Origin of the sequence: Nocardioides hwasunensis (assembly GCF_014779665.1) — a bacterium.
Classification (GTDB): domain Bacteria; phylum Actinomycetota; class Actinomycetes; order Propionibacteriales; family Nocardioidaceae; genus Nocardioides; species Nocardioides hwasunensis.
This window is the reverse complement of record NZ_JACXYY010000007.1, coordinates 37,538-62,359: the sequence shown is the minus strand read 5'-3', so window position 1 is coordinate 62,359 and position 24,822 is coordinate 37,538. Positions and strand designations below refer to the sequence as shown.

Here is a 24,822-nt window from a genome sequence, read left to right as displayed (position 1 = left end):
CGGCTCAGGTCCCGCTGGACGGTCGCTTCCGACGGCGGTCGTCGCGGATCGGCTCGGGGACGGTGCCGCTGACGCGGGCGATCTCGCCTGCGACCTCGGCGGCGAGCAGCCGGCGTTCGGCGCGCTGGTTGAGCCAGTTCTCGTGCATCAGCGCCTTGGCGGTGGCGACCATCATCCCGATCATCACCAGGCTGAACGGCAGCGCCAGCAGGATCGCCATCGTCTGCAGCGCACCGAGCGCGTCGCCCCCACTCACCGCACCGGCGACCAGCAGGGTCGCGGCGATGACACCCTCGAGGACACCCCAGAAGACGCGGCTCCACACCGGCGGCTCCGGGTCGCCGCCGCTGGCGAGCATGTCGACGACGAACGAGCCCGAGTCGGAGCTGGTGACGAAGAAGATGACCACCAGCAACATCGCGACGACGCTGAGCAGGCCCGAGGCGGGCAGGCCGTCGATCAGCTGGAAGAGCGCGGCGTCCGTGGACACCGCGCCGTCCTCGCCGACGAGCCCGCCCGAGCCGAACATCTCGCGGTAGATCGCGGAGCCGCCCATCACCGAGAACCACAGGAAGGTGACGAGGGTGGGCACGAGCAGCACGCCGGTGACGAACTCGCGCACCGTGCGACCACGGGAGATCCGGGCGATGAAGACGCCGACGAAGGGCGCCCAGCTCATCCACCAGCCCCAGTAGAACGTCGTCCAGCCGGCCAGCCAGGTGCTGCCCTCGTCGCCCTGGAAGGTCATCGTGCGGAACGACAGGTCGAAGAAGTTGCGCAGGTAGGAGCCGAGCTGCTGCACGAAGTCGCCGAGGATGAACACCGTGGGGCCGACCACCGCGACGACGAGTAGGAAGACGGCGGCCATGCCCATGTTGATGTTGGAGAGCCACTTGATGCCCTTGTCGATGCCGGAGACCACCGAGACGATGGCGATCGCGGTGATGCCGATGATCAGGGCGACCTTCAAGGTGGTGCTGGCCTCGTCGACGACACCGAGGTAGGCCAGGCCGGCGCCGATCTGGCTGACCCCGAAGCCGAGCGAGGTGGCCACGCCGAACAGCGTGCCCACGACGGCGATCACGTCGATGACGTCGCCGAGGCGTCCCCGGACGCGGTCGCCGAAGATCGGCTCGAGTGCCCACCGGATCGAGACCGGCCGGCCCTTGCGGTGCACGGCGTACGCCACGGCGAGCCCCACGACGACGTAGATGCCCCAGGCGTGCAAGCCCCAGTGCAGGAAGGTCGTGTCCATCGCCGCACGGGCGGCCGCGGCGTCCCCGTCGGCGGTGCCGGGCGGCGGCGAGGCGTAGTGGTTGAGCGGCTCGGCGACGCCCCAGAACACCAGCCCGATGCCCATCCCGGCGGCGAAGAGCATCGAGAACCAGGTCTTGAGCCCGAAGTCGGCGTCCTCGTCGTCCTTGCCGAGCACCACGTTGCCCATCGGCGAGAAGGCGATCCACAGCGAGAAGCCGATGCAGGCGCTCACCAGCAGCACGTAGAACCAGCCGAGGTCGCCGATGATCGTCCCGTTGAGCGAGTCCAGCGTGTCACCGAGACGCTTGGGCAGGGCCACGGCCAGCGCGACGAACACGAGCAGGATCCCCGCCGCCGGCCAGAACACCCGGGGTGCGGTGATGGCGGAGTCGGGGCGCAACCCCAGCTGCACGGGGTCGTCGGCCTCGAGTGGCGGTGCGGGCGGTTGGTCGGTCGAAGTGGTCACAGCTCCCTTTCGTCGGGTGGATCGAGGGGTCCGAGGAGTCGACGACCCTTCCACAGGACGACCGGGACTTCTAACTTGACTCGTTCAAGTCTGGGGTGCAGGGTGGTGGGAATGGACGACAGTGACTTCGAGGGCCTGCTCCGCAGCGCCGACCTGCGGGTCACCCGCCCGCGCCTCGCCGTCCTGCGCGCCGTGCGCCGTCACCCGCACGCCGACACCGGAAGCCTCCTCGCCGCCGTCCGCACCGAGGAGCCGGCCGTCTCCCACCAGGCCGTCTACGACGTGCTCGGCGTGCTCTCCGAGCACGGCATCGTCCGGCGGATCCAGCCAGCCGGGTCGGTCGCGCGCTACGAGCTCCGGGTCGGCGACAACCACCACCACGTCGTGTGCCGCTCGTGCGGCACGGTCGCCGACGTCGACTGCGCGGTCGGCCACCGGCCCTGCCTCGACGCCTCCGACAGCCGGGGCTTCGTCATCGACGAGGCCGAGGTCACCTACTGGGGCCTGTGCCCCTCCTGCGCTCCCACTGCCACGTCCACGTCTGCTGCCAGCACCCACTGAGAGGATCCCCCATGTCCGACGAGCTGCCCAACGACTCCGCACGCGCCACCGACACCTCCGAGTCGAACCACGCCAACGCCGAGGTCGGCGAGATGAACGAGGAGGCCGGCGCCGGCAAGTGCCCGGTCATCCACCACCAGCCGCGGCCCACCGAGGGCGACGCCAACCAGGTCTGGTGGCCCGAGCGGCTCAACCTCAAGATCCTCGCCAAGAACCAGCCCGTGCTGAACCCGCTCGGCGAGGAGTTCGACTACGCCGCCGCGTTCGCGACCCTCGACCTCGGCGCGGTGAAGTCCGACATCGCCGCGGTCCTCAAGGACAGCCAGGACTGGTGGCCCGCCGACTTCGGCCACTACGGCCCGCTGATGATCCGCATGGCCTGGCACAGCGCCGGCACCTACCGCGTCCAGGACGGCCGGGGCGGCGGCGGCACCGGCCAGCAGCGCTTCGCCCCCCTCAACTCCTGGCCCGACAACGGCAACCTCGACAAGGCCCGCCGCCTGCTGTGGCCGGTGAAGAAGAAGTACGGCAACGCGCTGTCATGGGCCGACCTGATGATCCTGACCGGCAACGTCGCGCTCGAGGACATGGGCTTCGAGACCTTCGGCTTCGCCGGCGGCCGTGTCGACGCGTGGGAGCCCGACGACGACGTCTACTGGGGCCCTGAGACCGAGTGGCTCGGCGGCGACCGGGGCGGCGAGCAGCGCTACTCCGGTGACCGCGAGCTGGAGAACCCGCTGGCTGCGGTCCAGATGGGCCTGATCTACGTCAACCCCGAGGGCCCGGAGGGCAACCCCGACCCGGTCCTCGCCGCGCACGACATCCGCGACACGTTCGGCCGGATGGCGATGAACGACGAGGAGACCGTCGCCCTGATCGCCGGGGGCCACACCTTCGGCAAGACCCACGGTGCGGCCGACCCCGAGCAGCACGTCGGCCCCGAGCCGGAGGGTGCGCCGATCGAGACCGGCGGCATGGGCTGGCTCTCGACCTACGGCTCCGGCGTCGGCAAGGACGCCATCACCTCGGGGCTCGAGGTCACCTGGACCGACGTCCCGACCCAGTGGAGCAACCGCTTCTTCGAGATCCTCTTCGAGCACGAGTGGGAGCTCGAGAAGTCGCCCGCCGGTGCCTCGCAGTGGGTCGCCAAGGACTCCGAGGCGATCATCCCCGCGCCCGACGAGGGTGGCGCCAAGCGCAAGCCGACGATGCTCACCACCGACCTCGCGCTGCGGATGGACCCGGCCTACGAGGCGATCTCTCGCCGCTTCCTGGACAACCCCGCCGAGTTCGCCGACGCCTTCGCCCGCGCCTGGTTCAAGCTGACCCACCGCGACATGGGCCCGGTCACGCGCTACCTCGGCCCCGAGGTCCCCTCGGAGGAGCTGCTCTGGCAGGACCCCATCCCGGCTCCGGCGCACACCGTCTCCGACGAGACGATCGCGACGGTCAAGCAGCAGGTGGCCGACGCCGGCCTCAGCGTGAGCCAGCTGGTGTCGACCGCCTGGGCCGCCGCGTCGTCGTACCGTCACTCCGACAAGCGCGGTGGTGCCAACGGCGGTCGCATCCGCCTCGAGCCGCAGCGCAGCTGGGAGGTCAACGACCCGCAGCAGCTCGCCGGTGTGGTCTCGGTGCTCGAGGGCATCGCCGAGCGCAACGACATCAGCTTCGCCGACACCGTCGTCCTCGCGGGCAACGTCGGCGTCGAGCAGGCCGCTGCCGCCGCGGGCGTGACGGTCGAGGTGCCGTTCACCCCGGGCCGTGGCGACGCGACCCAGGAGCAGACCGACGTCGAGTCGTTCGCCTGGCTCGAGCCGAAGGCCGACGGCTTCCGCAACTTCGTGCGGTCCGACGCCAAGCTGCCGGCGGAGTACCTCCTCGTCGACAAGGGCAACCTGCTCAACCTCAGCGCGCCCGAGCTGACCGTCCTGGTCGGCGGCCTGCGCGTGCTCGGTGCCAACACCGCGGCGTCCACCGACGGCGTGCTCACCGAGCGTCCCGGCCAGCTGACCAACGACTTCTTCGTCAACCTGCTCGACCTCGGCACGGTGTGGGCGCCCGCGGGCTCCAACGACCGCTTCGAGGCCAGCACGGGCGGCAACGCCTGGACGGGCACGCGTGCCGACCTGGTCTTCGCGTCGAACTCCGAGCTGCGCGCGGTCGCGGAGGTCTACGCCCAGGACGGTGCGGAGGAGAAGTTCGTGCACGACTTCGTCGCCGCGTGGGTCAAGGTCATGGACAACGACAGGTACGACGTCAAGGCCTGACGCCCGCCCGTCCCTGCGGCGGCCCGGATCCCTCGTGGGTCCGGGCCGCCGTGCGTCCTACCGTGGGGACATGGTCGACCACGCCACCCCCAACCTGCCGTCGCGCGACTACGACGCGACGGTCGACTTCTACGCCGCGCTCGGGTTCGAGGCGACGTACCGCGACCCGGGCTGGCTCATCCTCCAGCGCGGCTCGCTGGTGATGGAGTTCTTCGCGGACCCGTCCACGGACCCCGCGTCCACGGCCGCGAGCTGCTGCCTGCGCGTCGACGACCTGGACGCGCTGTACGCCGCCTGCGTGGCCGCCGGCCTCCCCGAGACGCACCTCGGCTGGCCGCGCCTCCACCCGCCGCGGGTCGAGGACTCCGGGATGCGGATCGGCTACCTCATCGACCTCGACGGCAATCTGCTGCGGCTCGTGCAGAACCCCTGAGCCTGCGCGCGAACGTCATGGCGACCGGTCGTTCGGGCCGCCGTCGGCCATGACGTCCCCGTCGGACGTCCTGGCGTCCGGCTGTCCACGCAGCCAGGGCTCATGACGTCGCGGGCGGGACGACGGCCTCGTCGCCGACCCGGATGGTGCCCGAGGACAGCAGCCGGAAGACGGTGCCGCCGCGGGGGGACCTCAGCGCCTGCATCGCCCCCGGGCCGAGGTCGTCGTCGAGCAGCCGACAGGGCGCCGCGATGCGAACGACCTCCAGCTCGACGTCGGCGATCCGCAGGCGCTCGCCGGGGCGGGTGGGGAGCGGTCCGTGGTCGAGGGTGATGTTGCGCCGGGTGAGGCCCGGGTCGACCGGTCGCCCCAAGACCTCGGCCGCGGCCTCGAGGTCGTCGCGCACCTGCACGGTGACGTGCCGGTGCTTCGAGCCGTGGTAGCGGTCGCCGACCAGCCCGACGCCCGCCTCCGCCTCGACCTGCTCCACCGACTTCGTCGGGAGCCGCCGCCCGGGAGCGACGTGGATCGAGAGCACGCGGGAGTTCACGCCGCCGACCGTACTTCGCACCCGGAACTCCCGCTTCGCCCCCCAGATCTCGGGTGCGAAGCGGGGTGGTCACCGGATATCCGGTGACTCCAGCCCGGCCCGAGGGCCATGATCGAGCGATGACCGATCTCCGCGACACCAAGACCGCGCTCCACGTCTACCTCCAGGAGGCGCGGGACGCGCTGCTGTGGAAGCTCGAGGGGCTCGGCGAGCGCGACCTGCGGCTGCCGCGCACGCCGACGGGCACCAACCTGCTCGGCATCGTGCGCCACGTCGCCAACGTGGAGATCAGCTACTTCGGGGTGACCTTCGGCCGGGAGTGGACCGCGCCGGACCACCCGCTCGTGGTCGACGACGCCGACTACGACGCCGACCCGCAGGCCGACTGGTGGGTGCCGGCGGAGGTCTCGGCGGCGGAGGTGGCCGACTTCTACCGTGACGTCGCCGCGTTCAGCGACGAGACCATCGACGCCCTGCCGCTCGAGGCCGTCGGCTCGGTGCCGTGGTGGCCCGCGGAGCGACGGGAGGTCTCGCTCGCCCGGATCATCGTGCACGTCGTGTCCGACACGACGCGGCACGCCGGCCACGCCGACATCCTGCGCGAGGGCATCGACGGCGCCGCCGGCATGAAGGTGTCGGCGACCAACATGCCCCCCGTCGACTGGGCGGCGTACGTCGAGCGGCTGCGGCAGGTCGCCGAGCGGTTCTGAGCTGGGCTGAGCAGGCTGGCGACCCGGGACCAACGGACCCCGTGCACCCGACTTTGGTCGGGTTGAGACCCGACCCGATCGTTGATTGCATCTGTCGATGCCTCACCGCGCCGCCGCCCTGCTGACGCCGAAGGCCACGGACGGCGAGTGGGGGTGGCTGGCCAGGATCGAGGACGCGATCAACTCCGCCTTCGACCCGGTCGCCGCGGCCGTCACCTCCGTGATCTTCTTCGCGCCGTCCATCGCTGGCACCGAGTTCCCGCTGATCGTGCTCTGGCTCGTGGCGGCGGCGATCATCTTCACGATCTACTTCAAGGGCATCCAGTTCGTCTCGTGGCGCACGAGCCTGGACCTGGTCCGGGGCAAGTTCTCCCGAGCGAGCGACCCAGGTGAGGTGACCCACTTCCAGGCGCTGTCGTCGGCGGTCTCCGGCACGGTGGGCCTCGGCAACATCGCCGGCGTCGGCGCGGCCGTGACGATCGGTGGACCCGGTGCGACGTTCTGGATGATCGTCGCCGGTCTCTTCGGCATGTGCACCAAGTTCGTCGAGTGCACGCTCGGTGTGAAGTACCGCGAGGTCCACGAGGACGGCAGCGTGACGGGTGGTCCGTTCCGCTACCTCCCGATCGCGTTCGAGCGCTTCGGAGGGGGCGTGTCGCGCGTGCTGACGCTGGTCTTCGCGGTCGCGCTGTTCTTGTTCGGTGCCGTCGGCGGCAACATGTTCCAGGCCAACCAGACCTTCGCCCAGGCGCGGGAGGTGACCGGTGGGGACGACGGGTTCCTCGGCTCGTCCGGATCGGCGCTCGTCTTCGGCATCGTCCTGGCCGCACTGGTCGGCGCGGTCATCCTCGGTGGGATCACCTCGATCGCCCAGGTGACGTCCGGCTGGTGCCGGTCATGGCGTTCCTCTACCTCGCCACCTGCCTGCTGGTGATCGTCGGCAACATCGTCAACGTCCCTGCGGCGTTCGGGGAGATCGTCTCCGGAGCCTTCGCTCCCGAAGGAGTCGCTGGTGGCGCGCTCGGGGTGCTCATCATCGGCTTCCAGCGTGCCGCGTTCTCCAACGAGGCGGGCGTGGGGTCGGCTCCCATCGCCCATGCCGCGGTCAAGACCAAGCACCCCGTCAGCGAAGGCTTCGTGGCCCTGCTCGAGCCCTTCATCGACACGGTCATCATCTGCACGCTCACCGCACTGACCATCGTCATCGCGGACGCGCCCTACTACGCCGAGCAGCGTGAGGTCGTGGCCGGCGGCGGACCCACGCCGGACGGCGTGGTGGTGACGTCTCGGGCCTTCGAGACCTTCCTGCCGCAGTTCCCGGTGCTGCTCGCCGTGGCGGTCGCCCTCTTCGCGTTCTCGACGTTGATCACCTGGTCCTACTACACGATGAAGGCCTGGACCGAGCTGTTCGGCCGCTCACCCAGGAGCGAGGCGGTCTTCAAGGTCGTCTTCTGCCTCTTCACCGTGCTCGGCTGCGTCATCACCTTCACCTCGGTCATCGACTTCGCCGACGCGATGCTCTTCGTCTGCGCCATCGTCAACCTGCTGGCGTGCTACATCCTCCTGCCGAAGGTCCGCGACGAGCTGCGGTCGTTCCGCGAAGGCCGCCGCAACGGCACGATCCAGGAGGTACCGGTCGACGAGCGCTCCACCACCTGATCGGGCCGCACCGGGGTGTCGCCGGGGACCGCGGGTCGCAGTGTCGCCTCGTCAGGCCTTCCCTGATTTACCCAGTCGGGGGGTCTGGTCAAGCCGCGCAAGGTCCGCCTAGTGTCCACAGGGCAGGGAGTCGTCGTGGCTGATCCAGCCCGCCTTCCTGTCTCTCGGAAAGGAAGACCTCGTGAGATCCACGACCCTTGGGCTTTCGCTGGCCCTGATCGCCGGAGCAGGAGCATTCACCCTCGCTCCCTCAGCCGCCGCACCCGCGGCCGACAACCGCAGCGCCGGGGAGGCGCAGACGACCAACGTCGAGCACGTGCTGCCCAACCCGCAGGCGGAGAAGCAGCAGGCCCTGCGTCAGCAGGCGTGGGCCGAAGTGCTGAGCGGCGAGGCGACGCCGCAGACCATCAACGGCACGACGGTGCTCAAGACCGGCAAGAAGCCGAAGGCGGCCACGCGCGCCACCGCGAACGCCCGGGGCAAGGCCGGCAAGAAGACCGGCACGCAGGACCAGTACGTCGAGCTCGGCAACGAGCGCACCGACGAGGTCTTCGTGCTGCTCGTCGACTTCGGCACCCAGCGCCACCCCGACTACCCCGACCGCGACACCAGTCCCGCGACCCCGGGCCCGGTGAAGTTCGACGGGCCGGGGTTCAACGAGATCCCGAAGCCGGGTCCCGACGACAACTCGACGCAGTGGCGCAAGAACTTCAACAAGAAGTACTACCAGGACCTCTACTTCGGTGACGGCGAGCTCAAGGACTCCCTGAAGAGCTACTACGAGCGCCAGTCCTCGGGCCGCTACAGCGTCGACGGCATGGTCACCAACGTCGTGACCGTCCCCTACAACCAGGCGCGCTACGGCCGCAGCGACGGCTACCCGTGCGCCAGCAACGTCTGCTCGAACACGTGGAACCTCGTCGAGGACGCCATGACGCAGTGGGTCGCCGACCAGAAGGCGGCCGGCAAGACCGACGCGCAGATCAAGAAGATCGTCTCCAAGTACGACCTCGTCGACCGCTACGACTTCGACGGTGACGGCAACTTCAACGAGCCCGACGGCTACATCGACCGCTTCCAGATCATCCACGCCGGCGGCGACCAGGCCGACGGTGACCCGATCTACGGCGAGGACGCCATCTGGAGCCACCGCTGGAAGGCCTTCCAGGACCGGATCGGCACCCAGGGTCCGGCCAACAACCTCGACGGCGGCACGCAGATCGGCAGCACCGGCATCTGGGTCGCCGACTACACGATCCAGCCGGAGAACGGCGGCATCTCGGTCGTCGCGCACGAGTACGGCCACGACCTCGGCCTGCCCGACCACTACGACACCGCCGCCTCGGGTGACAACCCGGTCAGCTGGTGGACGCTGATGGCGCAGAGCCGCGTGTCGGCCACCGGCGACCAGGGCATCGGCACCCGTGCCGCCGACCTCGGCGTGTGGGACAAGCTGCAGCTCGGCTGGCTCGACTACGAGACCGTGGTCGCGGGTCAGGACCGCACGATCGACCTCGGCCCCCACGAGTACAACACCAGCAAGGCCCAGGGCGTCGCGGTGGTGCTGCCCGACAAGGTGACGACCACGACCCTGCCGACTCCGCCCGAGGGCACCAAGCAGTGGTACTCCGGCGCGGGTGACGGCTACTCCGCCTCCATGTCCCGGGCCGACCTGGCCGTGCCGGCCACCGGCACCACGACCCTGTCGCTGAAGGCGGCGTGGAACATCGAGGAGGACTACGACTTCGGGTTCCTCGAGGTGGAGGCGCCTGCGGGCTCCGGCACCTGGACGGCGCTCGACACGTCCGCCATCGACCCCGACACCGACGCTGCGGCCGAGCCGGCGATCGACGGCGTGAGCGACGGCTACGTCGACGCCACCTTCGACCTGTCGGCCTACGCCGGTCAGACCGTCGGCTTCCGGGCCCGCTACGTCACCGACGGTGCCGTGCAGGGACAGGACCCCGACCTCGGCTGGTCGGGTCTGCTCGTGGACGACATCTCGGTGACCAACGGTGGGGCCACGGCCTTCGCCGACGGCGCGGAGACCTCGCCCAACGGCTGGACGCTCGACGGCTTCTCGTCGGTGGGTGCCAGCTTCGACACCACGAACGACCAGTTCTACCTGGCCAGCAACCGCTCCTACGTCTCCTACGACAAGTACCTCCAGACCGGTCCCTACAACTTCAGCTTCCCGGACCGGCCCGACTTCGTGGAGAAGTTCCCCTACCAGGACGGCCTGCTCGTCAACTACTGGGACTCGTCCTACAGCGACAACAACACCAGCCAGCACCCCGGTGGCGGTCTGGTGCTGCCGGTCGACGCCAACCCCTACGTTCACTACAACCTGCAGGGCCAGGCGTGGCGTGGGCGCATCCAGAACTACGACGCGCCCTTCGGCCTGCAGACGTCCGACTCGTTCTACCTGACGGCCGGTGGCCGGAAGAGCTACATCCGGGGCCGGGCGGCCAACCCGCTGTTCGACGACAGTGACGTGAACCGCTACTTCCAGCCGTTCGCCGACGCGGGTCTGCCCCGGGTCGGGGTGAAGGTGGCCGGGGTCGGCGTCAAGATCGAGGTGCTCTCGCAGGACGGCACCAGCATGCGGATCCGGGTCCGGTGACCCGCTAGCCCGACGGCAGGACGCTGATCGTCCTGGCACGCACCAACGGTCCGCCACAGCCCGTGGCGGTCAGGTCCGGAGCCCCGGTGACCGACACTCGGTCACCGGGGCTCAGGCCGTCCGCGCCCTCGCCCTCGATGGTCCAGGTGGTCGCGTTGTCGTCGCGTACGACGACACAGTCGCCGGTCTGCACGACCTCGCCGACCACGCGGATCTTCTGCAGGCCCTCGCTGGGTGGCGTGGTGGCCCCGGCCGAGGGCGAGGCGGTGGGCGGATCGGTGGTCATCGTCGACTCCGTCGCTGTCGGGGGACTCGCGGGCGGGTCCGTGGCGGTCCCGCTCTGGTCGCCGCACCCGGCCGCGAGGACGACGAGGAGCGCTGTCGCCACCAGTGTGCTCGTGCGCCGCAGGCTCATGGAGGTGGGACGCGCTCGGTGGCCTCGCGGCTCCGTCAGGCGGGCATCCGGTTGCGGAGGAACCGCACGGTGCGCTCCATCGCGGCCACGAACGCCGGACCGAACGCGTGCCCGTCGTCGTACCACTCCAGCGTGGAGTCGACACCTGCCGCGGTCAGCGCCCGCTGGCTGGCGCGCGCCCACGGCGGCGGGCAGGTGTCGTCGTAGCGACCGTGGGCGAGCAGCACCGGCGCGGTGATGTCGCCGAACACCGGCCGCGAGGACACCCCGCGCCAGAACTCCGGGTCCTCGCCGGGCAGGCCGTGTCGACCACGGAAGCCGGCCTCCAGCTCGGCCGCCGGTGCGTCGGGTCGCTGGAACTGGTCGAAGTTCTCCGCCTCCAGGCTCGACACCGACGCCCAGCCGACGCCGGCGGCGAAGAGGTCGGGCTCGATCGCGAGCGCCTTGAGCATCACCCCGCCACCCATCGAGCGGCCGAAGAGCCCGACGCGCCCGGGGTCGACGCGTACGTCGGTGGAGTCCTGCAGCGCCTTCGCCGCGGCGATGACGTCGCTGGCGTAGCCGAGCCGGACGGCGGTCTCGATCCGCGGGTCGTCGCTCGACTCGGCGTGGTTGCGGTAGTCGACGTGCAGCGCCACGAACCCGCGCTCGGCCAGGAACCCGCGCTCGCGCGTCATGCCCTGGCCGCGGACGTAGGAGGAGGGGTCGATGTAGCCGTGGGCCAGCACCACCGCGGGCCACCCCTGGTCACCCTGCGGCTCGGGACCGGTCGGCACGTTGAGCACCCCGCTGATGCGCAGCGGGTTGCTGCCCTCGCCCGCGGTGGTGGAGGCGAAGGTGACGTCGTACGACGTGTAGGCGGGCGTGCGCTCGCGGACCGCGCCGAGGCGGAGGTCGCCGCCGGTGAGCTCGACGCCAGCGAGCGCGGCGACGGAGATCGGGTGCGGCGGCTCGGTGGTCGGCGTCTCGGTGGGGGACTCGGTCGGGTCCTCCGACGGTTCCTCGACCGGCGTCTGCCTGGGGTCGGTCGCCGGCGACGAGGAGCTCGACTCGTCGGACGGGGCCGGGGCCGCGTCGTGCTCGCTCGAGCAGCCGGCGAGCAGCACGAGGCTCGCGGTGACGGTGGTGATCGGGCCGGCGGCGCGGAGCCGAAGGGCTGCCATGTCCTCCAGTGTGCGGCAGGGCCGGTCACATCCGTACCCCCTCACGCGTCGAGGGATTGGAACAATGGGAACGAGCAGGACGGACGAGGGCAGGCAGGCATGGAGCGTACGGAGATCTTCGAGGCCGAGCGGCCGCGGTTGGTCGGCATCGCGAGCCGGGTGCTCGCCGACCACGCGGAGGCCGAGGACGTCGTCCAGCAGGCGTGGCTCCGGCTCGAGCGCGCGGTCACCCGCGACCGCACCGAGATCGAGAACCTCCCGGCCTGGCTGACCACCGTCACCACCCGGCTCTGCCTGGACCGGCTGCGCGCGCGCACGCCGATGCCGCTCGCGGACGCCGACCTGGACGCCGAGCTCGCCGGCACGCACACCACCGCCGCCGATCCGGCCGACGACGTCGCGCTCGCCGACACCGTGGGCATCGCGCTGCAGGCGGTGATCGACCGCCTGTCCCCGCGCGAGCGCGTGGCCTTCGTGCTGCACGACAGCTTCGGCTTCGAGTTCGCCACGATCGCGGCGGTCCTCGACACCTCGCCGGCAGCCGCTCGCAAGCTCGCCTCGCGTGCCCGGTCGAAGGTCGCCCAGCCTGCCGCCGAGGACGCGCTCGCCGACTGGGAGGTGGTCGACGCCTTCATGGCCGCCGCCCGCGGCGGAGACCTCGAACGGCTCCTCCAGCTCCTCGCTCCCGACGCCCACATCGGTGCCGACGAGGTGGCCGCACTGGCCGGCACGCCGACGGCCATCGAGGGCCGGGACTCGGTGGCGACCTTCTTCAACGGCAGCGCGCACGCCGCCCTCCCCATCTACGTCGGCGACCGGCCGGCCTTCGCCTGGTACCACCGAGGCGAGGCGCGGGTGGTCTTCGACTTCACGATCGCCGAGGGGCACGTCCAGAGCATCATCTGCCGGGCCGAGCCGGCCGTGCTCGCCCAGGTCGTGCGGCGCCGCGGCGCGGACGCCCGCTGAGTCACGTCCGCGGCCCAGAGGTCGTCAGACCGTCAGACCGTCAGAAGCAACCCCACGAGGAGGAGACGATGAAGACTATGACCTGCCGCCAGCTCGGCGGCCCGTGCGACCTGGCCCACCACGGCGAGACCCACGACGACGTGATCAACGCGCAGGACCAGCACCTCAAGCAGGCCGAGAAGGACGGCGACGCCGCCCACCAGCCGGCGCGCGAGGAGATGAAGAGTCGCTGGCGTCACCCGAAGAGGTCGTTGGGGTGGTACCGCGACGTGAAGCAGGCCTTCGCCGACCTGCCCGAGGACTGATCCTTTTCGAGGACCGGCCCGTGCGAGGACCGGCTCGTGGGAGGACCGCCGCTCAGCGGCGGCGGTCGGCCAAGGCCCACGCCGCGCCCGCGGCGGACGCCGTGACGCCGAGCACCGACGGCCAGGTGCCGACCCTCCTCGCCAGCGGGTGGGCGGCACCCATCGCGGTCCAGTAGGCGGCGGTGAGGCCGAGCGTCAGCGGGGTCCCGCCGACGGCGTACCACTGCCGGGCGGCGACCACGTTGGCGCCGAGCATCGCGGCTGCGCCGAGAGGACGTACGCCGGTCTGCTGCGCGACGGCGAACCCGCCGACGAGGCCGGCGGCGAGCAGGGGAGCGGTGGGGAGGCGGGAGAGGTCAGGCACCTGACAGAGCGTAGCCAGCGGCGCACACTGGGGGTCCACCTCTGAAAAGGACTCCGCCATGAGTGAGCTCCAGGTCGTCGCCACCATCCCCGCCAAGCCCGAGGCCGCCGACCAGGTCCGGCAGGCGTTGCAGACCCTGGTCGAGGCGACCCGTGGCGAGGAGGGATGCCTGGCCTACGACCTCTTCGAGTCGACGAGTGCGCCGGGCACCTTCGTCACGGTCGAGCGCTGGACCGACGCCGAGGCGCTCGACGCCCACATGGGCATGCCCCACGTGGCCGACGCCTTCGCTGCTGCCGACGGCGCGCTGAGCGGTGAGGTGGCGATCCACCCGCTGCAGCCCGTCGGCTGAGGCGGGGACGAGGTCAGTCGCCCGTCGACGGCCTCGCCGGGCGCGGGACCGCGCAGGTCTGCGCGAGCCCGAGCGCCCAGCACGTCGGGCAGCCGCGCAGCAGCACCACCGCCGGCACGACGAGCAGCAGCGCGAGCGGGCCGAGCCACGGCACCAGCGCGAAGGCCGCCACCAGCATCGGCAGTCCCAGCGCGCCCCGCACCAGGTGGCGGGGCACGCTGCGGCTGGCGAACATGGCGAGGACGGGGTCGGGCTGGCTCACACGTGCTGTTCGGCGCGTGCTGACGGCGCGGATGGGTCAGCCGCGCCCGACGCGGCCTGTGCTCCCGGCCGCCCAGCAGGTCGTCGCGACGCAGTCGATGACGTGGTAGCCCTTCTTCGAGACGCGCGTCCACGTGCGCCCGCCGTCGGAGGTCAGGCTGGTGCCCGCCGAGCCGTCGTAGTCACCGGTCGCCAGGGCGTACCTCCAGCCGCGCAGGACGGTGACGTCCTCGCCGACGTGGCGCAGGTCCCCGCCGGAGGTCCACGTCCGTCCGTCGCGGGTGTACGCCGTCGTGTCCTCGGTGTTGCCCGCGTCGGCGAAGTCGCCGCCGACGACGATGCCGTGGCGCGGGGAGGCGAAGGCGCCGGCGAAGCCGCCGGCGGACTCACCGGCCGGGATGCCGGAGGCGGTGGCCTTCCACGTGAGCCCACGGTCGTCCGACCGCAGCACCCGCGACTTCGCGCCGCCGGTGATGATGAAGGCGGACGTGCCCGAGGTGACGAGGCAGTCCCCGCTCGCCGCGAAGCCGAACTCGTCGGCCGTGGCGGGCATGCCCCTGCTGGGGAGCACCGACCACGACCTGCCGCGGTCGTCGGTGGAGAGGATCCGGAGCTTGCCCTCGACCGGGTCGCTCACCGCGAGGCCGCGCCGGCCGTTGCCGTAGAACGCCATGCAGTCGTAGAACGCCTTCTCGTCGGTGTTGCGGAAGGCCTCCGTCCACGTGGCACCGCCGTCGGTCGAGCGGTAGATGCGGGAGGCCTCACCCGGTCCGATGGCCAGCACGTGCGCGACCTTCCCGTGCACCTCGACGTCGCGGAACGACAGGCCAGCACTGTCGGCGGGGCTGACGTCGGCCCAGGTCCTGCCGCGGTCCGTCGTGCGGAAGACACGGGCCACGCCGCCGTCGGTGAGGCTCTCACCGGTGACCCAGGCCTCGGTGCGGCTGACCGCCTCGAGGCCGCGGAAGTTCTGGTCGGCGTCGAGGACCGACTCGTGCCAGCCGTCGCGGAACGGGTTGGGTCCCTGGGCCGTGGCGTCCGCCTCGCCGGGGACGGCGGTGGACGGGGCCGGCGGCAGGGAGAGGAGGACAGCCAGGGCGGGGGTGAGGAGGACTCCGAGTCGTCGCATCGGGTCACGATCCTCCCGGAGGGGCGACGGTGTCCAGACCCCTGTGCGTCGGAGCAGGCGGTCGCCGAACGTCCGGAACCGGGTCTAGCGTCGAGCCATGAGCACTGACGACATCTGGGTCCCGCCACCGTGGGAGCCGCCGCTGGCCGGCACCGAGGTCGAGCACCTCCTCGGCTCACTGGGTCGGATGAGGGCCACGTTCCGCTGGAAGGCCGACGGGCTCGACGAGGCGGGTCTGCGGCAGCGGCTCGCGTCGTCGGCCATGTCGCTCGGTGGGCTGCTGCTCCACCTCGCCGTCGCCGAGGACTACCTCCTCCTGACCAAGCTGCGGGGGATCCCGCTCGACGAGCCCTGGAGCTCGATGGGTCACGACGGGACCAACGAGTGGGAGTTCGCCCGGGCCGACGCGCTGTCCGCCGCCGAGCTCTACACGGCGTACGACGAGGCGGTCCTGCGCGCGGACGATCTGGTCGCGGACGCCCTCGCCGACGGCGGTCTCGACCTCGTCGCGCATGTCGACGACGGCAACGGCAACCACCCCAGGTTGCGGCGGCTCCTGTTCGACATGGTCGAGGAGTACAGCCGCCACACCGGTCACGCCGACCTCCTGCGCGAGGCGGTCGACGGGCGCGTGGGGGAGGACCCGCCGGACGACTGGACGCCGACCTGGCTCTGAGCCGTGGCAGGCTGGCTCCGTGCCAGGTCCCGAGGGATTCGACTACGACGTCCGCGGCGGCGAGGTCGTCATCACCCACCACGGCCGCCGCGCCACCGTGCTGCGGGGCGGCGCGGCCTCCCGCTTCCTCGCCGACGTCGCGGACGGCGACGACGAGCAGGAGCTGATGGCCCGCGTCACGGGCAACTACCGCCGCGGCAACGAGCGCACCGCGAAGGACCACCCGCGCAACCGCGGCCGCTGACCGTCCGGGCCGGGAGTCCTACTGCGAGGGCTCCGGGACGTCGATCTTCGAGCAGTCGGTCTTGGGGTTGACGCCGGTGTAGTTGAGCGGCCCGGCGACGATGTTGAGGACGATGTCGCTGGTCTCGGAGCAGTTCTTGTCCCCGCCCTCGAAGTACCCGCGCTGGTAGGCGGCGAAGGCCCCGATCACGAGCCAGATGACGAGCAGGATGCCGATCAGTCGTCCCATCAGGGTTCCTCCTCGATACGCGCGGCGGGTGCCGCTCGCGTCGACTATGCGCCCATCGGCGCGCTCGCGTCACCTACCCAGGGGTGCGTCACACCCCTAGGGTGCGGGCATGACGATCATCGCGGTGGTGCTCGCGGCCCTGGCGGCCCTGCTCCACGTCTACATCTGGGTCCTCGAGTCCTACCGCTGGACCGAGCCCGCGACGCGCAAGACGTTCGGGATCTCCGAGGCGGACGCCGAGATCACCCGGCCGCTGGCCTACAACCAGGGCTTCTACAACCTCTTCCTGGCGATCGTCACCGCCGTCGGACTGCTGCTGCTCGGCGGCAACCACGACGTGGGCACGGCCCTCGCCCTCGCTGGCACCGCGTCGATGCTGGCCGCCGCGCTCGTCCTCGTCACCCACGACCGCTCCAAGGCGCGCGCCGCCGTCACCCAGGGGCTGTTCCCCGCGCTCGCGGTGGTCTTCCTGCTGATCCAGCTCTGACCCCGTGTCGTAGTCCCCGACGATCCGGTCGGCGAGAACGTAGGGGACTACCCGGCCAGCCAGGTGTGCACCGACGACACGACCGAGGCGCCCTCGCCGGTGGCGGAGGCGACCCGCTTCATCGATCCCGACCGGATGTCCCCGCCGGCGAAGATGCCCGGGACGGTGGTGGCGAGCTCCTCCGGCGGCACGTCGCCGACCCACTGCTCGGGCGGGATGTCGCGGCCGGTGAGCACGAAGCCGCGCTCGTCGCGCAGCACCTCGGGAGGCAGCCACCCGCACTCCGGGGCCGCGCCCAGGAGGAGGAACAGCCCGCGCGCGTCGACGTTCTCCCGCGCGCCGGAGTCGACGTCCTCGACGGTCAGCCAGTCGAGGTGGCCGATGTCGTCGGCGCCTCCGTCGACGACCCGGGTGCAGCCGCGCACGCTGATGCGCGGGTTCCACTGGATCTCGTCGATGAGGTACGACGACATGGTGGCGGCCAGGTCGGGACGGCGTACGACGATCGTGACCTCCTTGGCGAACCGGGCGGCGTGGATCGCGGCCTGCCCCGCGGAGTTGCCGCCGCCCACGATGACCACGTGGTCGCCGGCGAGCTCGCGCGCGGCGGCCATCGCCGCTCCGTAGTAGACGCCGCGGCCGACGAGCTCCTCGAGCGAGTCGACGCCGAGCCGGCGGTAGTTCACGCCGGTCGAGACGAGGACCGACCGGGTGTGCACGTCGCCGCCCTCGGTGTGCACGACGTGGTGGCCGCCGTCGTCGCACGGCGAGATCCCGGTCGCCGGCCAGCCGGTGAAGAAGCGGGTGCCGAACCGGAGGGCCTGACCGCGGGCGCGCTGGGCGAGCCGCATGCCGGAGATGCCGCGCGGGAAGCCGAGGTAGTTGCGGATCATCGAGCTGGTGCCGGCCTGCCCGCCGATGGCCTCGGCCTCGAGACAGACCGTCGAGAGGCCCTCGCTCGAGGCGTACACGCTCGCGGCCAGCCCGGCGGGGCCTGCGCCGACCACGACGAGGTCGACCACCTCGTCGACGTCGATCTCGTCGGGACGTCCGTAGAGCTGGTTGGCCAGCGACCGCACGCTCGGGCAGTGCCCGGACCAGCCGGCGAGCGAGCTCACGACCGGCCAGCGGCCGACGTCCTCGGGGCAGGTGGCCATCACCTCCCGGCCGATCTCGCTGTCGGGGTGGTGCACGCCGGTGGGCATGCCGACCCGGCTGAGGTAGTCGAGCAGCTCGCGGGTGAGGGCGTCCTTCTCCGGCGTGATGATCCGCACGTTCTCCACGACCGGCGTCGCGACGGTGGCGTTCCACTCGTTGAGCAGCTCGCCCACCGCACCGTGGAACTCCTCGTCGCGCGGCCCCTGCGGCATCAGCAGCAGAGCGTCGACCTTGCCGGCGGCGACCGCATGGCGGAAGTCGGCGTTGTCGGCGCGGAAGCGGCTGATGTGCGACACGATCAGCCGCCGCGCGGTCGGCACGACCTTCCGGGTGCCGCCGATGAGCATGTAGAGCTTCTCCCGGTCGTGGTCGCTGTCGATGACGAACAGCGCGACCTGGTGGCCCGAGGAGATCAGCTCCTTGGCCGTCACCTTCGCGCTGATCTCGTCGCCGACCAGCCGGACGTCGTACTCCCGCTCGTAGCGGGCGAAGGCCTCCGACAGCTCCGGGCCGTGGTTCGCCGAGGCGATGACGATGGCGGGTGCTCCCATGCTTTCCAGCCTAGTTCTCGATATCTGGGGACGTCACGGACGAGATCCGGCGGTCCAGACGTACGCCACGTCCTCAGATATCGGACGGGCGAGGTGGTCAGCCGGTGAGGTTGTGCACGAAGCACCATCGCCAGGACTCGTCAGGCTCGGCCGACTGCATGACCGGGTGCAGGGTCTGGTGGAAGTGCGCGGTGGCGTGCTTGCCGATCGAGGAGTCGCAGCAGCCGACGTGCCCGCACTGGAGGCACTGGCGCAGGGAGACCCAGCGGGTGCCGTCCTCGACGCAGGTGGCGCAGACCGGGTCGGGCACGGTCTCCACGGCCGGGAAGGAGCCGAGGTCGTCGCACTGCCGGCCGGCGGTGAAGGCGAGCGTGCCGCTGCGGATGCCGTCGTTGGCCTCGACGCCCGCGTCGAGCATCGACTCCTCGATGTCGAGCATCCCGAGCACCCGGGTGACCACGTCGGAGGGGATCTTGCCCTTGCTCCGCACCAGCAGCACCTTGGCGCGCTCGGCGTCGATCATCTCCCCGCGGATCCGGGCGTAGAGCTCGGACGGCGTCTCCTCGCCGCTCGCGGTGGAGAGCTGCTCCCAGGCGGCGAACGAGCGCTGGTCGAGACGCGCCCGGATCTGCTCGCCGACGCCGTGGTGGTCGTCGTACTCCAGCTCCTCGAGCTTCCTCAGCCCGGCGTCGGCCGCCTGCTGCAGGAGTGCGGCCCGGGCGAGCGCGTCCTCGGCCGGGTCGGGGGACGGTACGCCGAGCAGGCGGGTGAGCAGCGGCAGCGTCAGTCCCTGCAGGAACAGCGTGCCGGCCACGACGGTGAAGGCCACCAGCAGCAGCACCTCTCGGTGGGGCGCGTCGGAGGGGATGACGAACGCCGCGGCCAGGGTGACCACGCCGCGCATGCCGGCCCAGCCGATGAGGAAGGTCCACGACGCCGGGAGCGGGTCCTCGCCGAGGCGGCGGAAGAGCCAGGTGGCGTAGATCCACGCCAGCCGCACGGCGATCACGGTCGCGAGGGTCGCCCCGCACACCAGCGCGATCCGGCCCGGCGACAGCGACGACTCGGCCACGTCGGTGAGGATCCAGTGGAGCTGGAGGCCGATGAGCAGGAAGACGGTGTTCTCCAGGACGAAGGCGATGGTGCGCCAGGTGATCCGCTCGGTGATCCGCGACTGCGCGGTCTGGATGATCGGCGCCTTGTGGCCGAGCAGCAGCCCGACGACCACGACCGAGATGACGCCCGACGCCTCGATCTCCTCGGCGGCGACGAAGGCGGCGAAGGGGATGAGGAACGAGATGGCGGTGTCCATCAGCGGGTCGGTGATCCGCTTGCGCAGCCGTGCCACCAGGACGAAGAGGACGAACCCGATGAGGGCCCCGCCGCCGGCGGCCCGGACGAAGTCGAGCCCCACGTGCGCGAGCGCCACCCCGCCCGACAGCGCTGCGACGGCGGTGCGGAGCGCCACGAGGGCGGTGGCGTCGTTGAGCAGCGACTCGCCCTCGAGGATCGTCACCACCCGTCGGGGCAGCCCGATGCGCTTGGCGACCGCGGTGGCCGCGACGGCGTCCGGCGGGGCGACGACCGCACCGATCGCGATGGCGGCCGCCCAGCCGATGCCCGGCACCAGCCACTGCACGACCGCGCCGACGGCGAACGTGGTGAGCACGACCAGCACCACCGAGAGCCGCAGGATGGAGCCGCGGTTGGCGTTGAAGTCGACCAGCGAGGTCTGGATGGCCGCCGCGTAGAGCAGCGGTGGCAGCAGTCCGAGCAGCACCACCTCGGAGGAGAGGTGGATCGTCGGCACGTGCGGGACGTACGACGCCAGCGCGCCGACCGCGATGAGCAGCAGCGGCGCGGGGACGTGCAGGCGGTCACTGACGGCGGTCGCGACCAGGACGACGGCCGCCATCGAGACCAGCAGCAGGGCGAGCTCCACCTGCCGAGTCTGGCACTAACCGCGCCTCGAGGCTCGTCGCTGGTGCTCTCGCACCTCGACGTGCGGGTGGTCAGCGCACGACGTCGTAGCGCTGCAGGGTGATCCCGTTGTCGTACGCCGCGTGCTCGACGAGGCGGAGCCTGGTCTTGTCGGACTCGCCGAAGAGCCGCTTGCCGGTGCCGAGCAGGAGCGGGAAGACGAGCAGCGTGTAGCGGTCGACGAGACCGGCCGAGGCGAGGCCCTGGGCCAGGTCGGCGCTTCCGTGGACGTGGATCTCCCCGCCCTCGGTCTCCTTCAGCGCGGCGACCGCGTCGAGGTCGCGCAGCACCTGCACCTGTCCCTCGCCCCAGGGTGCGGTGTCGCCCTCGATGGTGGTGGACACGACGTACTTCGGCATCGCGTTGTAGGTCGCGAACTCCTCCATCGACGGCCACACCGGGGCGAACTCGTCGTAGGACCGGCGACCCAGCAGCAGGGCGCTGGCCTCCTGGGTCTCGCGGCCCTTGACGTCGTAGGCCGCGGGGTCGAACTCGACGTCCTTGAAGGTCCAGCCGGCGTGGGGGTGCTCGCCCCCGCCGGGTGCCTCCATGACGCCGTCGAGGGAGAGGAAGGTGGTGACGACGATGGGTCGCACGGGTCGGGTCTCTTCTCTGTGGGGTGTGGTGGCCGCTCAGGCGGCGACGAGGTCGTCGATCTGGTTGATGGCCTGCGTCGAGCCCTCGACGGCGCCCATGTCGAGCACCTTCTGCAGCGACTCGGTGTCGGCGTAGGTCCCGACGTAGGTGGCGCGGGTGCGTCCGTCGGCCTCGGTGAAGGAGAACGCGTTGGACGAGACCGGCATGTCGGGGTTGGGGGTGAAGTCCTCGTCGAGGGCGAAGCCGTCGTCGAAGGTGAAGCCGGCCGGGCCGTCGACGCCGGTGACGGTCCAGTAGGCGTAGAAGCGCTCGCCCTCGGGACTGGTCATGTAGTAGTTCATCCGGCCGCCCTCGCTGAGGTCGTGGTCGACGAACGTCGAGGGGTAGCCGGGCGGGCCCCAGACCCGCTCGAGCTGGCGCGGGTCGGCGTACACCGCCCAGACACGCTCGATCGGGGCGGCGAACTCCGCGTGGATGGTGAGGGTGCGGGCGTCGAGGTCGTGGGTGACGTGGGTGACGGGCATGTCGATCAGTCCTTCTGGTTGTCGGTGTGGGTGGCGGTGGCTTCCTCGGCGAAGAGCTCGTCCATGCGTGAGATGCGACCGCGCCAGAGCGCCTCGAGGTCGGTGAGCATCGCGCCCACCGAGCGGACCGCGGCCACGTCGCCGCTGGCCAGGGCCTCGCGACCCTGCCGACGCTTGGTCAGCAGGCCAGCGCGCTCCAGCACGGCGACGTGCTTCTGGACGGCGGCGAAGCTCATGTCGTAGCTCTGCGCCAGGGTCGAGACCGAGTGCTCGCCGGCCAGCACGCGACGCAGGATGTCGCGCCGGGTCCGGTCGGCGAGCGCGTGGAACCAGGCATCCGCCCGGTCCTCGTCCTCGGTCTCGTTCATGGCCCTAACGTACAACCATGTGGTTGTACGTTGTCAAGGGACCTGCGGAGACAGAGGTAGTCCCCTACGAAGTGGCGCACCATTTCGCAGGGGACTACGTCGAGACGGCTGGAGGTCAGCGGCCGCTGGCCTCGTCGATCAGCGCGGCGAGCGCGGCGGGCTGGGTGAACATCGGCCAGTGCCCGGAGTCGATGTCGGCGAGCTCGAGCGCCGTCGCCGCGGAGAGCTCGGGCACGTCGCCGGCGTCGATCCACTCCTGGGCCTCGGCGGGGCTGAACTCGGGGCAGATCAGCGTCAGCGGTACGCCGTGGCGACGCTCGCTGGTCCAGTGCACGACGCCGCGGGTGACCCCGACCGGCACCGGGAGCATCCTCGCGAGCAGCGACTCCTTGAGCTCGTCGGACATGTCGTCCGAGTCCGGGCCCTCGAACTTCTCCCACCCCGGGAAGGGCATGACGCCGTCGACCGGCTCGAAGAAGTCGGCGTACGCCTCGCCCTCGGTGGAGGGGAAGCCGCCGATCAGCGCGACGCCCGTGACCGCGTCGGGACGCTGGTCCGCCGCGACCCACGCCAGCGTGCACGCAGCCGAGTGGCCGACCACGAGCGGCGAGCCGTCGGCGCCGTCGACCGCGGCGAGCACGGCCGCCACCTGGTCGTCGTACGTCGCCGAGGTGGCGCCGTCGCCCTGCCCGGGCAGCGTCACCGGGATGCCGCGGTGGCCGAGCGTCTCCAGCTCGGGGAGCACGTCGTCCCAGGCCGAGCCGTCGAGCCAGAGTCCGGCGATCAGCACGATGTCCATCAGGGGTCTCCTCGGAGGGTCGGTGGAGGGGCTGTCCCCACGCTAACGAGCATTCCGGACGCTCCACGACCGGTTCTGGTGGGACGATCGGCGGATGAGCGAGATCAGCCCCACCGCGCGGGCCCTGCGCGCGCTGGACATCCTGCAGGGACGCCCGGGGATCACCGCCACCGAGCTGGCCGAGCGCCTGGGCGTCACCGAGCGCGCCGCGCGCCGCTACGTCGCGATCCTGCGCGAGGCCGACATCCCCGTCGAGTCGACCCGCGGCCCCTACGGCGGCTACACGCTGGGTCGCGGGCTCCGGCTGCCGCCGCTGGTCTTCTCCGCGACCGAGGCGCTCGGCCTGGTGATGGCCGCCCTCGACTCGCAGCACGCGGTCGCCGACCCGTCGGATCCCGTGGGCTCCGCGCTCGGCAAGATCCTGCGCGTGCTGCCGACCAACGTCGCGCGCCAGGCGACGACGATGCGCGAGACCGCTCGCACCGTGCCCGAGCGGTCGCCCTCCCGTCCGGACCCGGAGGTCACCAGCGCGCTCGTCGCGGCGGTTGCTGCCCAGCAGCAGGTGCGCCTCGGCTATCGCACGGCGGCCGGCAACGCCCGGACGTTCGAGGTCGACCCGTGGTCGGTGGTGGTGCGCTACGGCCGGTGGTACCTGCTCTGCCTCTCCCACCACGCCGGCGAGCTGCGCACCTTCCGCATCGACCGGATCAGCGAGGTCGCCGCGCTCGACGGCACGTTCGAGGTGCCGGCCGATCTCGACCCGGCGGCCGCGCTCGAGGCCAACCTCGGCAAGGGCTGGGAGCACGAGACCCACGTCGTGTTCGACGCCCCCTTCGAGCAGGTCCGACCGTGGATCCGCCCCACGCTCGGCGAGCTCCGCGCGAGGGGTGACGATCGCTGCGAGCTGGTGGGCAGCACCAGCAACGCAGCGGCGTACGCGGGGGAGTGGCTGGCCGGCGTGCCGTTCCCCTTCACCGTGGTGGGCGGCGACGAGCTGCGTGCGGCCACGCGCGAGATCGGCGAGCGACTGCTGCGCGCGGTCGAGTGAGTCGAGTGCCGAGCCTCGCGGATCAGCGGACGATGCCGACTTCCTTGCCGAGCGTCCACCCGTCGGAGATGGGGAGGTAGTCGCCGCTCCAGAACTTGCCCGGGTCGTACCACGTCGCGCGGCGGTCGTCGCGCAGGATGCCCATCTCGATGTAGCAGGTGGCCACGATCTCCGCGCAGAACGCGGCCTCCGGGGTGACCCGCTTGCCGCGCTTCCTGCGGGGCACGTAGGCGTCGCGGCCACGCAGCCACCGGGCACCGAGCTTGGTGAGGCTGGGGAAGGACACGCCGTCGAGGCGGGCGACCGCGCGGAGCATGCCGTCCTCCTCGTCGCGGCCGATCTCCGGCTCGAGCTGGCGCAGCCACGCGTCCTGCTTGTAGTCGCCCTGCCAGCGGGCGACGGCCTCGCGCAGGTCGTGGAGCTGGACCCCTCGGTGGTGGTCGCCGGTCCACATGTCGACCTGCTTCTTGCCGAGCTCGGCGTGGAAGATCAGCGGCGGCAGGTCGTCGACGACGACCGCCATGCCGACGTGGTTGACCGGCGAGTTGGTGACGGCCCGGATCGCCCGGTCGGGCGCGCGGCGGCCACGGAAGAGCCAGATGTCCCCGCTGCGGGTGAGGTCCACCGCCTCGTCGAGGCTCAGCGCCGATGCCATGGGCGGAAGTCTGCCTTAGGCTCGCC

General features: G+C 71.4%; 29 protein-coding genes. 14 read left to right on the top strand and 15 right to left on the bottom strand.

Features of this window, described 5'->3' with window-relative positions; genetic code table 11:
- Positions 1-4 precede the first annotated feature (4 nt).
- Positions 5-1,723 carry a BCCT family transporter gene (locus IEZ25_RS16670; protein ID WP_318152285.1) on the bottom strand — a complete coding sequence of 573 codons (1,719 nt, stop codon included), beginning with the start codon at positions 1,721-1,723 and terminating at the stop codon, positions 5-7.
- A 111-nt stretch (positions 1,724-1,834) separates the two neighbouring features.
- Here IEZ25_RS16670 and IEZ25_RS16665 point away from each other — a divergent pair, with 111 nt between their 5' ends.
- The 3 genes from IEZ25_RS16665 to IEZ25_RS16655 all read left to right on the top strand — a co-directional run bounded on the left by IEZ25_RS16665 (position 1,835) and on the right by IEZ25_RS16655 (position 4,984).
- Positions 1,835-2,284, top strand: a complete 450-nt coding sequence (locus IEZ25_RS16665; RefSeq protein WP_191200587.1) for a Fur family transcriptional regulator — start codon at positions 1,835-1,837, stop codon at positions 2,282-2,284.
- Positions 2,285-2,295: 11 nt separating this feature from the next.
- A complete protein-coding gene (katG, locus tag IEZ25_RS16660; RefSeq protein WP_397184214.1) occupies positions 2,296-4,551 on the top strand; it encodes a catalase/peroxidase HPI in 2,256 nt (751 codons plus the stop codon).
- Between the two features lie 70 nt (positions 4,552-4,621).
- The gene (locus IEZ25_RS16655) at positions 4,622-4,984 is read left to right on the top strand and encodes a bleomycin resistance protein (protein ID WP_191200586.1); all 363 of its coding nucleotides are present in this window, start codon (positions 4,622-4,624) and stop codon (positions 4,982-4,984) included.
- A gap of 100 nt (positions 4,985-5,084) precedes the next feature.
- On the opposite strand, the gene IEZ25_RS16650 is transcribed toward IEZ25_RS16655, so the two are convergent.
- Entirely contained in the window at positions 5,085-5,534 is a 450-nt protein-coding gene (locus tag IEZ25_RS16650) for an MOSC domain-containing protein (RefSeq protein ID WP_318152284.1), read from the bottom strand.
- A 119-nt stretch (positions 5,535-5,653) separates the two neighbouring features.
- Between IEZ25_RS16650 and IEZ25_RS16645 the strand changes: the two genes are divergently transcribed.
- The 4 genes from IEZ25_RS16645 to IEZ25_RS16635 all read left to right on the top strand — a co-directional run bounded on the left by IEZ25_RS16645 (position 5,654) and on the right by IEZ25_RS16635 (position 10,526).
- Positions 5,654-6,244 (top strand): DinB family protein, encoded by a 591-nt coding sequence (locus IEZ25_RS16645; RefSeq protein ID WP_191200584.1) that lies wholly within the window; start codon positions 5,654-5,656, stop codon positions 6,242-6,244.
- A gap of 97 nt (positions 6,245-6,341) precedes the next feature.
- Entirely contained in the window at positions 6,342-7,178 is an 837-nt protein-coding gene (locus IEZ25_RS21910) for an alanine:cation symporter family protein (protein ID WP_263575243.1), read from the top strand.
- On the top strand, positions 7,142-7,903 hold the full coding sequence (locus tag IEZ25_RS21905; protein ID WP_263575242.1) for an alanine:cation symporter family protein: 762 nt from the start codon (positions 7,142-7,144) through the stop codon (positions 7,901-7,903). The genes IEZ25_RS21910 and IEZ25_RS21905 overlap by 37 nt, the downstream gene beginning before the upstream one ends.
- A gap of 181 nt (positions 7,904-8,084) precedes the next feature.
- Positions 8,085-10,526 carry an immune inhibitor A domain-containing protein gene (locus tag IEZ25_RS16635; protein ID WP_191200583.1) on the top strand — a complete coding sequence of 814 codons (2,442 nt, stop codon included), beginning with the start codon at positions 8,085-8,087 and terminating at the stop codon, positions 10,524-10,526.
- 4 nt (positions 10,527-10,530) lie between these two features.
- On the opposite strand, the gene IEZ25_RS16630 is transcribed toward IEZ25_RS16635, so the two are convergent.
- Positions 10,531-10,812, bottom strand: a complete 282-nt coding sequence (locus IEZ25_RS16630) for a hypothetical protein (RefSeq protein ID WP_191200582.1) — start codon at positions 10,810-10,812, stop codon at positions 10,531-10,533.
- 164 nt (positions 10,813-10,976) lie between these two features.
- Entirely contained in the window at positions 10,977-12,104 is a 1,128-nt protein-coding gene (locus IEZ25_RS16625; RefSeq protein WP_224749175.1) for an alpha/beta hydrolase family protein, read from the bottom strand.
- A 99-nt stretch (positions 12,105-12,203) separates the two neighbouring features.
- Between IEZ25_RS16625 and IEZ25_RS16620 the strand changes: the two genes are divergently transcribed.
- Positions 12,204-13,070: a sigma-70 family RNA polymerase sigma factor gene (locus IEZ25_RS16620; protein ID WP_191200581.1), complete on the top strand. Its 867-nt coding sequence runs from the start codon at positions 12,204-12,206 to the stop codon at positions 13,068-13,070.
- A gap of 68 nt (positions 13,071-13,138) precedes the next feature.
- Positions 13,139-13,375, top strand: a complete 237-nt coding sequence (locus IEZ25_RS16615) for a DUF1059 domain-containing protein (RefSeq protein ID WP_191200580.1) — start codon at positions 13,139-13,141, stop codon at positions 13,373-13,375.
- Between the two features lie 52 nt (positions 13,376-13,427).
- Here IEZ25_RS16615 and IEZ25_RS16610 read toward each other — a convergent pair whose 3' ends face one another.
- Complete coding sequence (locus tag IEZ25_RS16610) at positions 13,428-13,739, bottom strand: hypothetical protein (RefSeq protein WP_191200579.1); 312 nt, start codon at positions 13,737-13,739, stop codon at positions 13,428-13,430.
- A gap of 58 nt (positions 13,740-13,797) precedes the next feature.
- Here IEZ25_RS16610 and IEZ25_RS16605 point away from each other — a divergent pair, with 58 nt between their 5' ends.
- Positions 13,798-14,091 (top strand): putative quinol monooxygenase, encoded by a 294-nt coding sequence (locus tag IEZ25_RS16605; protein WP_191200578.1) that lies wholly within the window; start codon positions 13,798-13,800, stop codon positions 14,089-14,091.
- Between the two features lie 13 nt (positions 14,092-14,104).
- Here IEZ25_RS16605 and IEZ25_RS16600 read toward each other — a convergent pair whose 3' ends face one another.
- Positions 14,105-14,353, bottom strand: a complete 249-nt coding sequence (locus IEZ25_RS16600; protein WP_224749174.1) for a hypothetical protein — start codon at positions 14,351-14,353, stop codon at positions 14,105-14,107.
- 36 nt (positions 14,354-14,389) lie between these two features.
- Entirely contained in the window at positions 14,390-15,481 is a 1,092-nt protein-coding gene (locus tag IEZ25_RS16595) for an oxidoreductase (protein WP_191200577.1), read from the bottom strand.
- A 97-nt stretch (positions 15,482-15,578) separates the two neighbouring features.
- Between IEZ25_RS16595 and IEZ25_RS16590 the strand changes: the two genes are divergently transcribed.
- Positions 15,579-16,157, top strand: a complete 579-nt coding sequence (locus IEZ25_RS16590; RefSeq protein WP_191200576.1) for a mycothiol transferase — start codon at positions 15,579-15,581, stop codon at positions 16,155-16,157.
- Positions 16,158-16,176: 19 nt separating this feature from the next.
- Complete coding sequence (locus IEZ25_RS16585) at positions 16,177-16,401, top strand: hypothetical protein (protein WP_191200575.1); 225 nt, start codon at positions 16,177-16,179, stop codon at positions 16,399-16,401.
- Positions 16,402-16,419: 18 nt separating this feature from the next.
- On the opposite strand, the gene IEZ25_RS16580 is transcribed toward IEZ25_RS16585, so the two are convergent.
- The gene (locus tag IEZ25_RS16580; protein WP_191200574.1) at positions 16,420-16,629 is read right to left on the bottom strand and encodes a hypothetical protein; all 210 of its coding nucleotides are present in this window, start codon (positions 16,627-16,629) and stop codon (positions 16,420-16,422) included.
- Positions 16,630-16,738: 109 nt separating this feature from the next.
- On the opposite strand from IEZ25_RS16580, the gene IEZ25_RS16575 reads away from it, so the two are divergent.
- Complete coding sequence (locus IEZ25_RS16575) at positions 16,739-17,116, top strand: DUF1304 domain-containing protein (RefSeq protein WP_191200573.1); 378 nt, start codon at positions 16,739-16,741, stop codon at positions 17,114-17,116.
- A gap of 47 nt (positions 17,117-17,163) precedes the next feature.
- On the opposite strand, the gene IEZ25_RS16570 is transcribed toward IEZ25_RS16575, so the two are convergent.
- The 6 genes from IEZ25_RS16570 to IEZ25_RS16545 form a co-directional block, all read right to left on the bottom strand.
- On the bottom strand, positions 17,164-18,825 hold the full coding sequence (locus IEZ25_RS16570; RefSeq protein WP_191200572.1) for an NAD(P)/FAD-dependent oxidoreductase: 1,662 nt from the start codon (positions 18,823-18,825) through the stop codon (positions 17,164-17,166).
- 97 nt (positions 18,826-18,922) lie between these two features.
- A complete protein-coding gene (locus tag IEZ25_RS16565; RefSeq protein ID WP_191200571.1) occupies positions 18,923-20,767 on the bottom strand; it encodes a Na+/H+ antiporter in 1,845 nt (614 codons plus the stop codon).
- A 70-nt stretch (positions 20,768-20,837) separates the two neighbouring features.
- Positions 20,838-21,401 (bottom strand): dihydrofolate reductase family protein, encoded by a 564-nt coding sequence (locus tag IEZ25_RS16560; RefSeq protein ID WP_191200570.1) that lies wholly within the window; start codon positions 21,399-21,401, stop codon positions 20,838-20,840.
- A gap of 36 nt (positions 21,402-21,437) precedes the next feature.
- Entirely contained in the window at positions 21,438-21,926 is a 489-nt protein-coding gene (locus IEZ25_RS16555) for an SRPBCC family protein (protein WP_191200569.1), read from the bottom strand.
- Positions 21,927-21,931: 5 nt separating this feature from the next.
- Positions 21,932-22,294 carry an ArsR/SmtB family transcription factor gene (locus IEZ25_RS16550; protein ID WP_191200568.1) on the bottom strand — a complete coding sequence of 121 codons (363 nt, stop codon included), beginning with the start codon at positions 22,292-22,294 and terminating at the stop codon, positions 21,932-21,934.
- A gap of 115 nt (positions 22,295-22,409) precedes the next feature.
- Positions 22,410-23,093 carry an alpha/beta fold hydrolase gene (locus IEZ25_RS16545; protein ID WP_191200567.1) on the bottom strand — a complete coding sequence of 228 codons (684 nt, stop codon included), beginning with the start codon at positions 23,091-23,093 and terminating at the stop codon, positions 22,410-22,412.
- Positions 23,094-23,187: 94 nt separating this feature from the next.
- Between IEZ25_RS16545 and IEZ25_RS16540 the strand changes: the two genes are divergently transcribed.
- Positions 23,188-24,141: a helix-turn-helix transcriptional regulator gene (locus IEZ25_RS16540; RefSeq protein ID WP_191200566.1), complete on the top strand. Its 954-nt coding sequence runs from the start codon at positions 23,188-23,190 to the stop codon at positions 24,139-24,141.
- A 22-nt stretch (positions 24,142-24,163) separates the two neighbouring features.
- Here the strand turns inward: IEZ25_RS16540 and IEZ25_RS16535 are convergent, their stop codons facing one another.
- A complete protein-coding gene (locus IEZ25_RS16535) occupies positions 24,164-24,796 on the bottom strand; it encodes a hypothetical protein (protein ID WP_191200565.1) in 633 nt (210 codons plus the stop codon).
- Between the last annotated feature and the right edge of the window lie 26 nt (positions 24,797-24,822).

Excerpts from the sequence above, each read along its gene's own strand:
- IEZ25_RS16665 (WP_191200587.1), top strand. The coding sequence starts at position 1,835 with ATGGACGACAGTGACTTCGAGGGCCTGCTCCGCAGCGCCGACCTGCGG.
- katG (WP_397184214.1), top strand. The coding sequence starts at position 2,296 with ATGTCCGACGAGCTGCCCAACGACTCCGCACGCGCCACCGACACCTCC.
- IEZ25_RS16655 (WP_191200586.1), top strand. The coding sequence starts at position 4,622 with ATGGTCGACCACGCCACCCCCAACCTGCCGTCGCGCGACTACGACGCG.
- IEZ25_RS16645 (WP_191200584.1), top strand. The coding sequence starts at position 5,654 with ATGACCGATCTCCGCGACACCAAGACCGCGCTCCACGTCTACCTCCAG.
- IEZ25_RS21910 (WP_263575243.1), top strand. The coding sequence starts at position 6,342 with ATGCCTCACCGCGCCGCCGCCCTGCTGACGCCGAAGGCCACGGACGGC.
- IEZ25_RS21905 (WP_263575242.1), top strand. The coding sequence starts at position 7,142 with ATGGCGTTCCTCTACCTCGCCACCTGCCTGCTGGTGATCGTCGGCAAC.
- IEZ25_RS16630 (WP_191200582.1), bottom strand. The coding sequence starts at position 10,812 with ATGACCACCGATCCGCCCACCGCCTCGCCCTCGGCCGGGGCCACCACG.
- IEZ25_RS16625 (WP_224749175.1), bottom strand. The coding sequence starts at position 12,104 with ATGGCAGCCCTTCGGCTCCGCGCCGCCGGCCCGATCACCACCGTCACC.
- IEZ25_RS16620 (WP_191200581.1), top strand. The coding sequence starts at position 12,204 with ATGGAGCGTACGGAGATCTTCGAGGCCGAGCGGCCGCGGTTGGTCGGC.
- IEZ25_RS16615 (WP_191200580.1), top strand. The coding sequence starts at position 13,139 with ATGAAGACTATGACCTGCCGCCAGCTCGGCGGCCCGTGCGACCTGGCC.
- IEZ25_RS16605 (WP_191200578.1), top strand. The coding sequence starts at position 13,798 with ATGAGTGAGCTCCAGGTCGTCGCCACCATCCCCGCCAAGCCCGAGGCC.
- IEZ25_RS16595 (WP_191200577.1), bottom strand. The coding sequence starts at position 15,481 with ATGCGACGACTCGGAGTCCTCCTCACCCCCGCCCTGGCTGTCCTCCTC.
- IEZ25_RS16590 (WP_191200576.1), top strand. The coding sequence starts at position 15,579 with ATGAGCACTGACGACATCTGGGTCCCGCCACCGTGGGAGCCGCCGCTG.
- IEZ25_RS16580 (WP_191200574.1), bottom strand. The coding sequence starts at position 16,629 with ATGGGACGACTGATCGGCATCCTGCTCGTCATCTGGCTCGTGATCGGG.
- IEZ25_RS16575 (WP_191200573.1), top strand. The coding sequence starts at position 16,739 with ATGACGATCATCGCGGTGGTGCTCGCGGCCCTGGCGGCCCTGCTCCAC.
- IEZ25_RS16570 (WP_191200572.1), bottom strand. The coding sequence starts at position 18,825 with ATGGGAGCACCCGCCATCGTCATCGCCTCGGCGAACCACGGCCCGGAG.
- IEZ25_RS16555 (WP_191200569.1), bottom strand. The coding sequence starts at position 21,926 with ATGCCCGTCACCCACGTCACCCACGACCTCGACGCCCGCACCCTCACC.
- IEZ25_RS16550 (WP_191200568.1), bottom strand. The coding sequence starts at position 22,294 with ATGAACGAGACCGAGGACGAGGACCGGGCGGATGCCTGGTTCCACGCG.
- IEZ25_RS16545 (WP_191200567.1), bottom strand. The coding sequence starts at position 23,093 with ATGGACATCGTGCTGATCGCCGGACTCTGGCTCGACGGCTCGGCCTGG.
- IEZ25_RS16540 (WP_191200566.1), top strand. The coding sequence starts at position 23,188 with ATGAGCGAGATCAGCCCCACCGCGCGGGCCCTGCGCGCGCTGGACATC.
- IEZ25_RS16535 (WP_191200565.1), bottom strand. The coding sequence starts at position 24,796 with ATGGCATCGGCGCTGAGCCTCGACGAGGCGGTGGACCTCACCCGCAGC.